Source organism: Aquimarina agarilytica ZC1 (genome assembly GCF_000255455.1).
GTDB classification, from domain to species: Bacteria; Bacteroidota; Bacteroidia; order Flavobacteriales; family Flavobacteriaceae; genus Aquimarina; species Aquimarina agarilytica.
This window is the reverse complement of the sequence record NZ_JH621260.1, coordinates 55,592-68,355: the sequence shown is the minus strand read 5'-3', so window position 1 is coordinate 68,355 and position 12,764 is coordinate 55,592. Positions and strand designations below refer to the sequence as shown.

Here is a 12,764-nt window from a genome sequence, read left to right as displayed (position 1 = left end):
AATAAATGGCCCTATGTGATCAAAAGAAGTCTTTTACATTAAAACTACTGAAGCTTAAAAACTCGCTTTTTATTCTTATCAGATTTAATTTGCTGATAAATTAATCGAATCCCATCATTAGTAAAAACTTCCACACTTGGTATTTCTTCAAGTGCTTCTTCATGTACTTTGGGGGGAGTGGGAACAAAATTGCCATGCGCATCAAAACACTGCATAAATGCATCTGTTGTAGGATCGTAGTTTTCGGTTTCCCAAATATACTTTGGCGTTTCCTTATGCAATTTACTTTTAAAACTTGTTGCCAGAAAAAAGCCTACTAGAAGTCCACTTAAATGACCTTCCCATGATATTTTATAGTCAATAGGCGCTACATACCAAATCATTCCTCCATACACAAAAACAACAAAAAAAGATACTGCTAGTAACCTATAATGCTTGGCTAATATTCCTTTTAAAAATAAAAAACCAAACAACATATAAATTACACCACTTGCTCCTATGTGATAAGAATCTCGGCCAATCATCCAGGTAGCTATACCTGTAAAAAAGGCACCTAACAGCAATACTTTTACAGACACATTTTCATAAAAATAACACAAGGCCGTGCTTAAAATAAATAAGGGCAACGTATTATGCCATAAATGAGAGGCATCTCCATGTATAAATGGTGAAAAGAATATTCCTTTTAACCCACTTACATGCCTTGGTCTCACTCCCCATTCGTTAAAACTTATATCCCATTTTACTTCAAACCAAAAAACAAACCATATACTCAACACCAGTAGTAATGGGTATAGCAGCATATTAATTTTAAAGGGCAATATGACCTGTTCTTGTTTCATGAGTTTTTCAAATAAATTAGTCAACAAGCTGTCCAAAACTTACTTGTATGAAATATTGTCAGCATGAACACCAATCCTAATGTATAAAAATCAAGAATAATTCATGCGCTTTTCCGCTGTATAAATTGATTCATAAGGGCTATTTTTGCCATATGACAACTCCACTTGCCGAACGTATAAGACCAAAATCACTACAGGATTATTTAAGTCAGCAGCACCTTGTTGGCCCAAAAGGTGCTTTGGCATTTCAACTAAAAAAAGGAATTATTCCATCATTAATTTTATGGGGCCCTCCTGGAGTGGGTAAAACTACCTTAGCTACTATTATTGCAGAAACCTCGGATCGTCCTTTTTATTCATTGAGTGCCATTAATAGTGGAGTAAAAGATGTTCGAGAAGTTATTGACAGAGCTAAAAAAGATGGCGGTCTATTTACAACTAAAAACCCTATCCTTTTTATTGATGAGATTCATCGGTTTAGCAAATCTCAACAAGATTCATTGCTAGGCGCTGTTGAAAAAGGCTGGGTAACACTCATAGGCGCCACTACTGAGAACCCCAGTTTTGAAGTTATTCCCGCTCTGCTCTCCCGCTGTCAAGTATATACTTTAAAAGCCTTTAACAAAGAGGAACTTGTTGCATTACTAGAACGTGCTATTGAAAAAGACGATGTACTCGCTAAAAAAACAATACAGCTTAAAGAAACTGAAGCCCTGTTACGTTTAAGCGGAGGAGATGCCCGAAAATTGCTTAATATTTTTGAACTGGTTATTGCTAGTTTCAATACCAATACTATTACAATTACCAATGATTCGGTAACCCAATTAGTCCAACAAAACCCTGCTCGATATGATAAAACTGGCGAACAACATTACGATATTATTTCTGCTTTTATCAAATCTGTCCGGGGTTCGGACCCCAATGCTGCGGTATATTGGTTAGCCCGAATGATTGAAGGCGGTGAAGACTTAAAATTTATTGCCCGTAGACTTATTATTTTAGCTTCTGAGGATATTGGATTAGCCAACCCCACTGCACTAGTTATGGCTAATAATTGCTTTAGTGCCGCAACTGCTGTTGGCTATCCCGAGGCACGAATTATTTTGAGTCAATGCACTATATACCTGGCTACATCTCCTAAAAGTAATGCTTCATATATGGCCATCAACGAAGCACAACAATTGGTAAAACAAACAGGGGATTTATCTATTCCTCTACATTTAAGAAATGCCCCTACTAAGTTAATGAAACAGCTTGGTTACGGTGAGGATTATAAGTATGCACACAATTACGAAGGTAATTTTGTGAACCAAGAATTTTTACCTCCAGAAATTTCGGGAACCCTACTTTACAAACCCGGCGCTAATAGCAAAGAAAATAGTATCAGAATTCTTTTGAAAAAATTATGGACTAAGTACAAGTACTAAGTTTTGTCGATGTCGCACGCTAAAAAATGGAGTTAATTCTTTAATTCATACGTGCCATGGTATCCGTGATTGTTTTTTTATTGACAGGGTTAACACGCTGCAATACAAAATTTCCAAAATCATCAAAAAAACCTGTACCACTTAACGCTCCTGCAGTTACTATATATTGGGTTTTATTTTCGCCAATAATTGCATTGCCTAATTTTATTCCATTTTGATAAATATCATAGCCCATACGAGTCGCCTTAAATATATATTCTTTATCAAGTAGCTCCAGTTGTAAATCTTTTGATGCTAAAGCTATCTTCTTTTTAGCAACAGCATGGTTAGGCTTAGATATTGATACTGCAACTGTTGGTTCTGCCACCACTCTAGGAATTGATGTTGGTATATTATTACCAACGGCTAAGGCTCCAGCATTAGAAACCGCCGCTGCGGTTAATACTTTTTTCTCATAATGATGCCTCGCTAATTTGGGATCTTTAAAAGCATTTCGAATAGCTTCATGGTAAGATTTCTTAAAATCTTTTTCTCTACTCACCCCATCAATTGATCTAAACAACACCTGCCCCTTACAATCCTTTAACTCTAAAGTAAGCATTGTTTTTAAAAAGCCTTTTCCTTTTACTACATTTGCCAATAATGCCTCGCATCCATTCAAATTTTCAGGAAGATTTTCTCCTTGAATTATCGCATCAAAATCATATTTTTCAAGTAAAAACTTTGTTAATCGGTTAAAATTATATTGATGTTCTTCTTTTTGAAACGTAAACTGTGCAGGTACCATTACATATTTATAGTCATTTAATACTTGTGCAAAAGCTGTAATGCTAAAAAATATGAATATAATACCTGAAATTAATTGCTTTTTATTCATATGAACTCTGATTTTAAGATTCCTAAAGTAGTCCTTTTGATCTAAAAATAAAATTAAAAAACTAAATAGACACAAAATAATCAAATACTTGTTTCCAAAAACGAGAACGCTGCTGTGTGGTATCAAAAAGTTGATTATTGATATGTATAATTAACTTTCCATTTACTTTTTTTACTTGATCCACAAGTACACTAGCTTGTTGTATTGCCTTTTCTGGAGAAGTGATTTTTATAAACGCCTTTTCGGATAAGCAATAAGGCATGAGCATTAATGGCGTTTGGATTTCATATTCCAAATCATAAAATAAAAAAGGGGTACAGGTGCCTGCCCTAAAACCCGAATTATCCTGATACCCCATTGAATAGTCAAAAGTGACCTCTTGTTCTATTAAATCACGATAAGTAGTGGGTAAATTAATTTTTGAATACTGACAAAAAGTTTGATTTAAACTACGATGCGTAATTTTTTCAAAACGCTTTTTTTCATTTTTCAATGCTATTAAATTCTTTTGAGCATCAAACGACAGCCGCATTCCAACTTTACAATAATCTCCAATGGATTTTATGAGTCGTTGATAGGTCTGACTATGGTGGTAATTACTCTTTTCATGCAAGGAATAATCTCCTAAACCAAAAAAGAAACTTAAATCCGCTTTTCCTGTTTTCGTTTTATTAATAATATAATTATACGTGTGGTAAGGATCTTTTTGCAATCCTAAGACCACTTTACATTGGATAAAAGTGCGCTTAAATCTCAAGTTTAACAGATCATTCCCAAAACTTTCTATACTCCGAAACCATCCTTTTTTCCTGTAAGCTAAAGCTTCGCTAACTTCACAAACTATTTGGGTTGAAAACTCATTTGGCGAAAATTGAATATCTTCAAAACGCTCTTGTAACTTTTCTTTTATTTTTAATGCCCAGATATCCACTATAGGGAGTTGCAAAAATTGATGTTCGTAAGCAATACTTGAACTGGCCATAAAACGCACCAAATTATCTTTTACTTGTGGTAAATATTCTTCATACCTACTTAATAAATAAAAACTAGCTGCAAAAACATCAAAAGGTAACGCACTCTCGGCATGGGGTACATTAAAAAAACAAGGAATACCTTCCCATTCTCGAACCGTTACTACCTCTTCGGAAATCCCCTTTTCAAATAATAAGGATACACTCTGAAAAAATAATTCCTTCCCTAAAGGCTGCTTTCCATAAGACAATTTAGGTCCATTATGAGCAACAAAGCTTTCAATTTTAGTGGTAAAATCAACCGATATACCCAAAATACGTTCAAATAATTGCTTGGCAATATAACGTAACCGTGGACTTGTTTTTTGCGTATAAATTAACAGCATATTTCTTTTTTTCTGAACTACTTGTGATTATTAATTAGTAATTCCCAATAAGTAACATCAATCCATTTTTCAAATTTATAGCCCACTTCCTTAAAATGAGCCACCTGTTGAAACCCTAATTTTTTATGCAAACTAATACTAGCTTTATTAGGAAGTGCTATACCACCTATTATTGCATGAATCTGAATTTTAGAAAGACGTTTTATCAACTCAGTATACAATAAAGTCCCCACTCCTTTGGCTTCTTCGCCATTTTTTAAATACACCGTACTTTCAACCGAATGCTTGTATGCACAACGTCCTTTCCATTTTGAGGCATAAGCATATCCTATTATTTGTCCATTTGATTCATAAACAAGCCAAGGAAACTCTTCAATTATTGACTCCATTCTACTTTTCATTTCTTCAGCATCAATCCTTGTCTCTTCAAAAGTAATCGTTGAATTAAGAATATAATAATTGTAAATCTCTGCTAATTCAAAAGCATCTTCTAAAGTCGCATTTCGTATCATTACTAAAATTAGTGGTTATAAACTTCCTTTATCAGCAAAGCTATAATAATCTTTTTCGGTAACAATTAAATGATCCAATACTTTTATGGTTAATACTACACCTGCATTTTTGATTTGTTCAGTAATTTGAATATCTGCTTGGCTTGGTATTAATTTACCACTTGGGTGATTATGTACAAGTATTAATGCTACAGCCGAAATTTCCAACGCTAATTTAAACACCATGCGCACATCAATCAATGTCCCTGTTTGCCCACCACTACTTAACATTTTTCGATGAATCACCTTATTGGCATTATTTAAAAACACCACCCAAAATTCTTCATGATTTAGATCACCTATTAAAGGTTGCATTAAAACAAAAGCATCATTACTCGAAGTAATTACTGGCTGCAAAGGCACATCTTGCAATTGCTGTCTTCTGCCAATTTCCAAACCCGCTACAATAGTAATCGCCTTGGCTTCGCCAATACCTTTAAACTTAGTGAGCTGAGCTACTGATAATCGTGAAAGCTCATTTAAATTATTATCCACACTGGCTAAAATACGTTTACATAAATTCACCGCAGATTCATTCCTACTACCCGAACCTATTAATATTCCGAGTAATTCTGCATCTGTCAAAGATTTTTTCCCGCGCTCTACTAGTTTTTCTCTTGGTTTATCGGCCTCGCTCCATTGTGTTATTGGAAAATTAAAATCACTCATAACGAACAAGTTAATTATTTTATTCAAAAATCTAAAAAAGCTACTTCAATCTCTTCTCAAAAAAAACACTATTGAAATTTCCTCATTTTTCCACAGGTTATTTTATTATTTTAATAAAAACAGCACACATACTAAAAATTAAGTAGGGTTTTTTTATCCTCATTTGTTTTACTAATAACATACTAACTAATAATCTAATCTTAAAAAACTCAAAAATGGAACTTTATCCAACCCCAAATTTTAATGCAACCAATAAAAATTCGGTAGTAACCAGAAGATCGTTAGATAATATTTTGAAATCTGTTGAAGTTCGCAAAAAACTAATAACTAAACTAGAGCAATCAATGGTTAAAGTGGTCTAAATACTTTTGCTTTCCTAAAAGTAACAAACACAAATCACTTAAAAACAAACAAGTAAATAATCCTCGGGGCAAGCCCACGAGGCATTAAAATAATTTTAGCTGATTATCTTTTTTCAAAACCTTATACTCTTCTTCAATCCCTTGATTTTTGACATATTTTGCAATCATCTGTTCTGTGCCATGTTGACCAACTGTATTAACAAAATACCCCTTGCCCCAAAATTCGCCTCCCCATAATTGTTTTTTCACCTCTGGGCAACGTCGAAAAACTTCCCGTGCTATCAAAATACTACTCTTCCATATTTAGCACTACTCACCAAATGATACAGCAAAACTGTAACATTATGACTCTTATGGATATATTTACTATTTTGGGACATCGAGTCACAAAATAGTAATAATTAACGAGGCAAGCCTCGAGGTATTAAACCTGATAGCGAATAAATACTTATGCTTTATTAAATAGTATTATTTTAATTTGTTATGAGTAATAAATTTCATTTGATATTGTTTATTTTTAATATGCTAATTAAAAAAATAAACAATGAAATCAATCTTTGACTATCAAGCAAAGGAAGAAATAAAAAATCGTATTGATCAACTTTCAGAAAAAAGTGCCGCTCAATGGGGAAAAATGAACTCGGGACAAATGCTTTGGCATTGTCAATATCCGTTAAAAATTGCTATAAAGAACGAAAATTTAGGTAATGGTAAATTTTTTATGAAACTGTTTAAAAAAACACTTTATAATGAGCGCCCATTCAAAAAAAACCTCCCCACGGCTAAAGGTTTAGTAGCTACAGAACAAAAAGATTTTGATAACGAAAAATCTAAAATTATTGACTTAATTGAACAAACTCATCAATTAAAAGATAGAACCGATTGGAATCCACATCCACTTTTTGGAACGTTTACCCACGATCAATGGGGCATTTTAGAATACAAGCACCTCGATCATCATTTAAGGCAATTTGGGGTGTAGTTATATAAATCACTACAACACAATTATAATTGCATTTGTCTTTTAGATACCTTGCCTTAAATGAATTTGTTGTATTAAATTAGATTTGAAACATCCCTTAATTCGACCTTATTTAAAAAACTCAATGGTAAAGGGATATTTATAAAAATTACCTTCATTCGCTTTTAATGCTCCTAGAATTGGGAATATGGTAGCACAAGCACCTAAAACAAATAACAAAGGAAAGCCAATTAGAAAAAAACAAAGTACTCCAAATAGTGCTCCATAGATTACTGCACTTATCATCCAATTCACAATATTTTTACCATGTTGATCAATACTCTCATTTTTATCCTTAAAATTATGCCACATGATAAATGGCAATACAAAACCTGCCAAAGGGATTACATAACCTGCAAATTGTGCTATATGCATTAAAACACAAAATTGCTTTAGCTCCATATCCCAGGGTCTAAAATTGGATTTTTCTAAAGAATTTTCCATTGGTATTTTCTTTTTAAGTATTTAAAATAACTCCCTCACCTCCTCAAAATCCAGGCCTCCATAATTCCCACTACTCATTAATAGTAATGTTTTATCATCAAATTTTTGAGTAAATAAAAAATCTTTAAAAGCTTTTGAGTCTGTAAAAACTTGCAAGTTATTATTTGTAAAGGCTTCTTTTATTTGTTGTTCACTTATCGGGCCCATCTTTTTTATCGCTAAAGCTTCGGGCGAGTAAAATACGACCGCTTCATCCGCAGCATTTAATGCCCCTTTGTATTGTTTTAAAAACTCAGCATTTAAACTACTATAGGTATGTAACTCTAAACAAGCCACTAAATTTCTAGTAGGAAATTGATTTTTAACCGCTGTTGTTGTAGCGGATACTTTTGAAGGACTATGCGCAAAATCCTTATAAGCTATAGCATTGGAACCTTCTGCTATTTTTTCTAATCGTTTTGATGCACCTTTAAAACTAGCTATAGCCTCATAAAAATCATCTTCGTCAATTGCCATATTTTGACAAATCCATTTGGCTCCTGCTAAATTACTTAGGTTATGTGCTCCAAAAATTTCTAAGGGCATTGGACCTTCATTAGTTTCAATAAAGGTTTCTCCGTTTTCAACGGAATATTCGGGTGTTTTATAAGGTATTTTTCTAATTTGATTTTCTGTAGCTTCAGCCAAACGTTTTACTGTTGGATCTTCTTCATTATAAATTAAAATACCTCCTGGAGTAATTTGATCAATAAAAATTTTAAACTGCTCCTCGTAATCTGCTAGGGTTTTAAACACATTAATATGATCCCAAGCAATACCGCTTAGCAAAGCAATATTGGGTTTGTATAAATGAAATTTAGGGCGTAAGTCAATGGGCGAGGATAAATACTCATCGCCTTCCAACACTATAAAATCATTTTGTTCTGTTAGGTGTACCATGGTTTCAAAACCTTCTAACTGGGCTCCTACCATATAATCCACTTCCTTGTTATGGTAATGTAATACATGTAAAATCATGGAAGTGATGGTTGTTTTTCCATGTGAACCACCAATAACTACTCTAGATTTTAATTTTGATTGCTCGTATAAATATTCGGGATACGAGTATATTTCAACGCCTAATTCTTGCGCCTTTAACAACTCTGGATTATTCGCTTTGGCATGCATTCCCAAAATAACAGCATCTAAAGCTGTGGTTATTTTTTCGGCATTCCAACCTGTAGTACTCGGCAATAAACCATACTTGGCCAGTCTTGATTTTGAAGGCTCAAAAATAGCATCATCACTTCCAGTTACTTGATATCCCTTTTGATGTAATGCAATAGCTAAATTGTGCATGGCACTCCCGCCTATTGCTATAAAATGTACGCGCATAAAAACTAATTTTTGACTAAATTAATAATAAGTTTTACCATTAACTCTCTTTGTTCTGGTAAACTTTGAGCAACTACTAAGGCTAAAGCTACTAATGTATTCTCATTAATCTTCCTAAGGTGATTCTTTGAAAAAGCGTACTCATTTTGCTCTAAAAACCAAACAAAAACAAAAGAACCAATTCTTTTATTTCCATCACTAAAAGCATGCCCTTTTATTATAGAATATAGCAATTGAGCTGCTTGTTCTTCAATACTAGGATAAGCTAATTCTCCAAAAACTGTCTGAGAAATACTACCTAATATACCTTTAAATGAATCGTCTTTTGGGTTTCCAAATAAATCACTAGCCTCTCCTCTATTTATTAATTCGTTTTTTAATTTTAATATAGCTTGGTAAACATCATCATAATTAATAACATAAATAATATCATTCTTTAAATTTGATGTTGATAAACTATTTGAATCGAATTTACTTAGTAATTCAAACGATTTTGAATAATTTGTTATTATTGATAAAAATCCATCTGTTAAAGACTTTTGTACATAAAACTCCTTCTCTTTTAAATATGAAATTTCATTTTCTAAATTTTCAATTTTAAAAATTTTGTCTTTCAACAATCTCTCGTTAATAGCAAAACCCTTTACCAGATACTCTTTCAGCTTCGTACTTGCCCACTTCCTAAATTCAATTCCAACATGCGACTTCACTCTGTATCCTAGAGAAATAATCACATCTAAGTTATATATGCTTATTTTTCTTTTAACATTTCTATTTCCTTCTATTCGAACTTGTGCAATTTTTGCACTAGTTGAATTTATATCAAGCTCTTTATCATTATAAATATTCTTTATATGTTTGTTAATAACAGTTCTATTTCTATCGAACAATTCTGCTATTTGGTATTCAGTAGCCCAAACAGTATCATTTTAAACATCTAAAACAATTTCAAATTCTTTTGAATTCTTAGATGACCTAAATAAAACAGTCTGTTTGTCTAAGATTATATCTTTTAAAATAGGATCACTCATTTATTCGCCTCAATATAAGCTAAAGCTTTCTTGCCTTCATTGGCATTTAAAAGCATCAGCTGCTTTGCATATTTTGTAGCTTCTTCGGTACTTCCGCCTAAAGCGGTAGGCAATTCTGTTAAAAATTGAACAAGCGCCATTCGAGGAGCTTCATAATTTGCATCTAGTGCTGCTGCTTTCACAAAATGCTCCTTGATATCATCAATTAAAAACAACGCACTCAACTTATTATTCTTGGCTTTCATACCAATGGCTCCTGCATATTTAAAATGATAACGTGGGTTGTTTTTTTCAATACTTAACAAGGGTTTAAAGTAATTTGCCGCTGTACTCCATTTTTTATTTTGAAAAGCAATATCCCCTAAATACTCTAAAGCAACTTTATTTTTGGGATGCTCATTTAAATAAGCCTCAAAAACTTCTTTAGCTTCTTCAAACTGTTTTTTATCAAATAAATCAATCCCTTTTTCTAATGATTCTGGTGTTGCTGTTATCAATTTCGAAATACTAAAAAAAAGTGCTAAAAAAAATACTTTCATAATTACCTAACTATTTCAATGGCAGAATATACTATTTTAATTCCGCTTTAAAAACGGTTACAGCTTCTCCCTTAATTTCAATATTTTCACCAATTAACTTTAGTTTTAATTTACCTGTACGCTCAGAAACCTGTATGGCATTAAATGATGTTTTCCCTGTTCGCAAATGCCATAACGGTACCAAAGCACATTGTGCAGAACCTGTTACCGGGTCTTCATCAATTCCCGAAGCTGGAGCAAAACAACGCACTACATAATCAACATCTTTTTGATCGCTACTCGCTGTTATGAGCAAATTACCTAATCCATTTTTAGTCAATTGACTAATCATAGGAGTGGCGTTTACAATACTATTTTCATCTTCTGCCACAGCTACCACCCAGTGATCGGATTCGTATACCGCCACAGGTTCAAAACCTACTAGTTCCTTAAAATTAGCAGGAACACTTATTTCATTAAGCGCATATTTTGGAAATACCATTTTTATGCCGTCACTATCTTTGTCTATTTTAAGCTTTCCTCCCTTGGCATTAAAATAAATGGATTCATTTTCTTGTACCATTCCTCCCTCATACATTACATGTGCGCTAGCTAATGTAGCATGCCCACATAAAGGAATTTCGGTATTTGGTGTAAAAAAACGAATATCATAACTATCCCCATTAGGAGTGATAAATGCAGTTTCCGACAAATTCATTTCCATAGCCATTTGTTGCATGCCTGCTTCATCAACTTTGTGGTCTACAAATTGTACCCCAGCTGGATTGCCTTTAAAAACTTGGTCGGTAAATGAATCTACTTGGTAGATAATCTTATTATTTGTCATTTTTCTAAAATTTAGACTAACCCTGAATTATATAATAGTTTTCATGTATCATAATTTAGGTTAAACTACTAAAATAAATTACAACTAACTTAATCTATATTATTAGTTTAACAAACTATTTTAAAACTCCATTAAAAAAATACGGAAGTAGCACTATTTTCTATTCCCAGATACACTTTTTAACAACACACAGAGCTGTTCATTTTCATAAAACTTAAAAATGTTAATTAAATTCATCCTAATTAAGATTATACATTCTTTTGCTTAAAATAATACTTAACAAACATTATGAGAACTCAAAAACCTTCTCGGATTTCATCAATTGATATGTTACGCGGCTTAGTAATGCTAATTATGTTAGTGGATCATGTCCGTGAAAGATTTTTTTCGCACCATCCAATAACGGACCCATTAACAATAAGCGAAATAAGTACTAGTCTATTTTTTACAAGATTATCCGCACACATTTGTGCACCAACTTTTGTGTTTTTAACAGGTCTATCTGCTTGGCTATATGCCAACCCAATCAATAAACCAACACGCCCTGCAAGTTCTTTTTTATTAAAAAGAGGCTTATTATTAATCCTATTAGAAGCTACATTAATCAATTTTTCGTGGTATGGAGCCTACCACACATTGTATTTACAAGTTATTTGGGCTATTGGTATTAGCATGATCTGTTTGGGACTTTTATTATTTGCAAAAGTTCCAAAAATAGGGATAGGAGCCATAGGCTTACTCATTATTTTTGGGCATAATCTATTAGCCCCTATCGCTTTTGAGCCTTCCGAATTTGGATATAGCCTTTGGACTATTTTGCACGACAGAGGTTTTTTAATGACTAACAATTTTATAAAAATAAAGGCTTCCTACCCTGTCCTTCCTTGGATAGGTGTTATCCTGTTTGGTTACTTTTGCGGCCCTATTTTTAAACATGATGTATTGGCTAAAAAAAGACAACGAACACTTTTAATTTCAGGCATTTCGTCATTATTAGTATTGATAATTTTAAGAGGATTTACAACTTATGGTGAAACACTCCCTTGGCATCCCCAGTCAAATTTTATAAGTTCAACCATGCATTTTCTAAATTACACAAAATACCCACCATCATTAGATTACTTATTGTTAACACTCGGCATAAGTTCAATTTTATTGTTTTGTTTTGAAAATGCTTCTAAAACGACTACACAAATCCTTAAAATATATGGGTCGGCTCCAATGTTTTTTTACGTAATCCACTTGTATATCTTGCTTATTTCCTACAAAGTCTTATTGTCTGTTTTTGGCCCCAACCAAGGAACTGCTTTTGGAATTAACCATGTTTATCAAATATGGTTAATCGCTTTATTACTGGCCATTGCACTTTATTATCCTACCAAAAAATTTGCTAATTACAAACGCAAAAGCACTTCAAAATTGATTAAATATTTCTAGGCCTCAA

14 protein-coding genes and 1 pseudogene are annotated in these 12,764 nt (G+C 33.0%); 4 read left to right on the top strand and 11 right to left on the bottom strand.

Features of this window, described 5'->3' with window-relative positions:
• Nucleotides 1-44: 44 nt before the first annotated feature.
• Nucleotides 45-842 (bottom strand): rhomboid family intramembrane serine protease, encoded by a 798-nt coding sequence (locus KQA_RS0209935; RefSeq protein WP_010180656.1) that lies wholly within the window; start codon nucleotides 840-842, stop codon nucleotides 45-47.
• Nucleotides 843-994: 152 nt separating this feature from the next.
• On the opposite strand from KQA_RS0209935, the gene KQA_RS0209930 reads away from it, so the two are divergent.
• Nucleotides 995-2,269 carry a replication-associated recombination protein A gene (locus KQA_RS0209930; RefSeq protein ID WP_010180655.1) on the top strand — a complete coding sequence of 425 codons (1,275 nt, stop codon included), beginning with the start codon at nucleotides 995-997 and terminating at the stop codon, nucleotides 2,267-2,269.
• A 40-nt stretch (nucleotides 2,270-2,309) separates the two neighbouring features.
• Here KQA_RS0209930 and KQA_RS0209925 read toward each other — a convergent pair whose 3' ends face one another.
• From KQA_RS0209925 to radC, 4 genes are all read right to left on the bottom strand, one after another.
• Nucleotides 2,310-3,146, bottom strand: coding sequence for a hypothetical protein (locus tag KQA_RS0209925; protein WP_040396262.1), 837 nt, complete (start codon nucleotides 3,144-3,146; stop codon nucleotides 2,310-2,312).
• A 61-nt stretch (nucleotides 3,147-3,207) separates the two neighbouring features.
• Nucleotides 3,208-4,503 (bottom strand): polysaccharide deacetylase family protein, encoded by a 1,296-nt coding sequence (locus tag KQA_RS0209920; protein ID WP_010180651.1) that lies wholly within the window; start codon nucleotides 4,501-4,503, stop codon nucleotides 3,208-3,210.
• A 17-nt stretch (nucleotides 4,504-4,520) separates the two neighbouring features.
• Nucleotides 4,521-5,015: an arsinothricin resistance N-acetyltransferase ArsN1 family B gene (locus tag KQA_RS0209915; protein WP_010180650.1), complete on the bottom strand. Its 495-nt coding sequence runs from the start codon at nucleotides 5,013-5,015 to the stop codon at nucleotides 4,521-4,523.
• Nucleotides 5,016-5,030: 15 nt separating this feature from the next.
• Nucleotides 5,031-5,723, bottom strand: a complete 693-nt coding sequence (gene radC / locus KQA_RS0209910; protein ID WP_010180648.1) for a RadC family protein — start codon at nucleotides 5,721-5,723, stop codon at nucleotides 5,031-5,033.
• Nucleotides 5,724-5,938: 215 nt separating this feature from the next.
• Between radC and KQA_RS20250 the strand changes: the two genes are divergently transcribed.
• Nucleotides 5,939-6,085 carry a hypothetical protein gene (locus KQA_RS20250; protein WP_157366643.1) on the top strand — a complete coding sequence of 49 codons (147 nt, stop codon included), beginning with the start codon at nucleotides 5,939-5,941 and terminating at the stop codon, nucleotides 6,083-6,085.
• An 84-nt stretch (nucleotides 6,086-6,169) separates the two neighbouring features.
• Here KQA_RS20250 and KQA_RS18815 read toward each other — a convergent pair.
• A pseudogene (locus KQA_RS18815) lies at nucleotides 6,170-6,465 on the bottom strand (transposase).
• 164 nt (nucleotides 6,466-6,629) lie between these two features.
• Between KQA_RS18815 and KQA_RS0209895 the strand changes: the two are divergent.
• On the top strand, nucleotides 6,630-7,067 hold the full coding sequence (locus KQA_RS0209895) for a DUF1569 domain-containing protein (RefSeq protein WP_010180646.1): 438 nt from the start codon (nucleotides 6,630-6,632) through the stop codon (nucleotides 7,065-7,067).
• 108 nt (nucleotides 7,068-7,175) lie between these two features.
• Here the strand turns inward: KQA_RS0209895 and KQA_RS0209890 are convergent, their stop codons facing one another.
• The 5 genes from KQA_RS0209890 to KQA_RS0209870 form a co-directional block, all read right to left on the bottom strand.
• Nucleotides 7,176-7,550, bottom strand: coding sequence for a DUF4870 domain-containing protein (locus KQA_RS0209890; protein WP_010180644.1), 375 nt, complete (start codon nucleotides 7,548-7,550; stop codon nucleotides 7,176-7,178).
• Nucleotides 7,551-7,571: 21 nt separating this feature from the next.
• Nucleotides 7,572-8,924, bottom strand: a complete 1,353-nt coding sequence (locus KQA_RS0209885) for a UDP-N-acetylmuramate--L-alanine ligase (protein WP_010180642.1) — start codon at nucleotides 8,922-8,924, stop codon at nucleotides 7,572-7,574.
• 5 nt (nucleotides 8,925-8,929) lie between these two features.
• A complete protein-coding gene (rhuM, locus tag KQA_RS18810; RefSeq protein ID WP_010180641.1) occupies nucleotides 8,930-9,814 on the bottom strand; it encodes a virulence protein RhuM/Fic/DOC family protein in 885 nt (294 codons plus the stop codon).
• Between the two features lie 137 nt (nucleotides 9,815-9,951).
• Nucleotides 9,952-10,494 (bottom strand): tetratricopeptide repeat protein, encoded by a 543-nt coding sequence (locus tag KQA_RS0209875; protein WP_010180639.1) that lies wholly within the window; start codon nucleotides 10,492-10,494, stop codon nucleotides 9,952-9,954.
• Between the two features lie 31 nt (nucleotides 10,495-10,525).
• Nucleotides 10,526-11,320 (bottom strand): PhzF family phenazine biosynthesis protein, encoded by a 795-nt coding sequence (locus tag KQA_RS0209870; RefSeq protein ID WP_010180637.1) that lies wholly within the window; start codon nucleotides 11,318-11,320, stop codon nucleotides 10,526-10,528.
• A 288-nt stretch (nucleotides 11,321-11,608) separates the two neighbouring features.
• Here KQA_RS0209870 and KQA_RS0209865 point away from each other — a divergent pair, with 288 nt between their 5' ends.
• Nucleotides 11,609-12,757: a DUF1624 domain-containing protein gene (locus KQA_RS0209865; RefSeq protein WP_010180635.1), complete on the top strand. Its 1,149-nt coding sequence runs from the start codon at nucleotides 11,609-11,611 to the stop codon at nucleotides 12,755-12,757.
• Nucleotides 12,758-12,764 lie beyond the last annotated feature (7 nt).

Bases quoted from the DNA above. Each gene is read 5' to 3' on its own strand.
- KQA_RS0209915 (WP_010180650.1), bottom strand. From the start codon at position 5,015: ATGATACGAAATGCGACTTTAGAAGATGCTTTTGAATTAGCAGAGATT.
- KQA_RS0209865 (WP_010180635.1), top strand. From the start codon at position 11,609: ATGAGAACTCAAAAACCTTCTCGGATTTCATCAATTGATATGTTACGC.
- KQA_RS0209930 (WP_010180655.1), top strand. From the start codon at position 995: ATGACAACTCCACTTGCCGAACGTATAAGACCAAAATCACTACAGGAT.
- KQA_RS0209890 (WP_010180644.1), bottom strand. From the start codon at position 7,550: ATGGAAAATTCTTTAGAAAAATCCAATTTTAGACCCTGGGATATGGAG.
- KQA_RS20250 (WP_157366643.1), top strand. From the start codon at position 5,939: ATGGAACTTTATCCAACCCCAAATTTTAATGCAACCAATAAAAATTCG.
- KQA_RS0209875 (WP_010180639.1), bottom strand. From the start codon at position 10,494: ATGAAAGTATTTTTTTTAGCACTTTTTTTTAGTATTTCGAAATTGATA.
- KQA_RS0209935 (WP_010180656.1), bottom strand. From the start codon at position 842: ATGAAACAAGAACAGGTCATATTGCCCTTTAAAATTAATATGCTGCTA.
- KQA_RS0209925 (WP_040396262.1), bottom strand. From the start codon at position 3,146: ATGAATAAAAAGCAATTAATTTCAGGTATTATATTCATATTTTTTAGC.
- KQA_RS0209885 (WP_010180642.1), bottom strand. From the start codon at position 8,924: ATGCGCGTACATTTTATAGCAATAGGCGGGAGTGCCATGCACAATTTA.
- KQA_RS0209870 (WP_010180637.1), bottom strand. From the start codon at position 11,320: ATGACAAATAATAAGATTATCTACCAAGTAGATTCATTTACCGACCAA.
- KQA_RS0209895 (WP_010180646.1), top strand. From the start codon at position 6,630: ATGAAATCAATCTTTGACTATCAAGCAAAGGAAGAAATAAAAAATCGT.
- radC (WP_010180648.1), bottom strand. From the start codon at position 5,723: ATGAGTGATTTTAATTTTCCAATAACACAATGGAGCGAGGCCGATAAA.
- KQA_RS0209920 (WP_010180651.1), bottom strand. From the start codon at position 4,503: ATGCTGTTAATTTATACGCAAAAAACAAGTCCACGGTTACGTTATATT.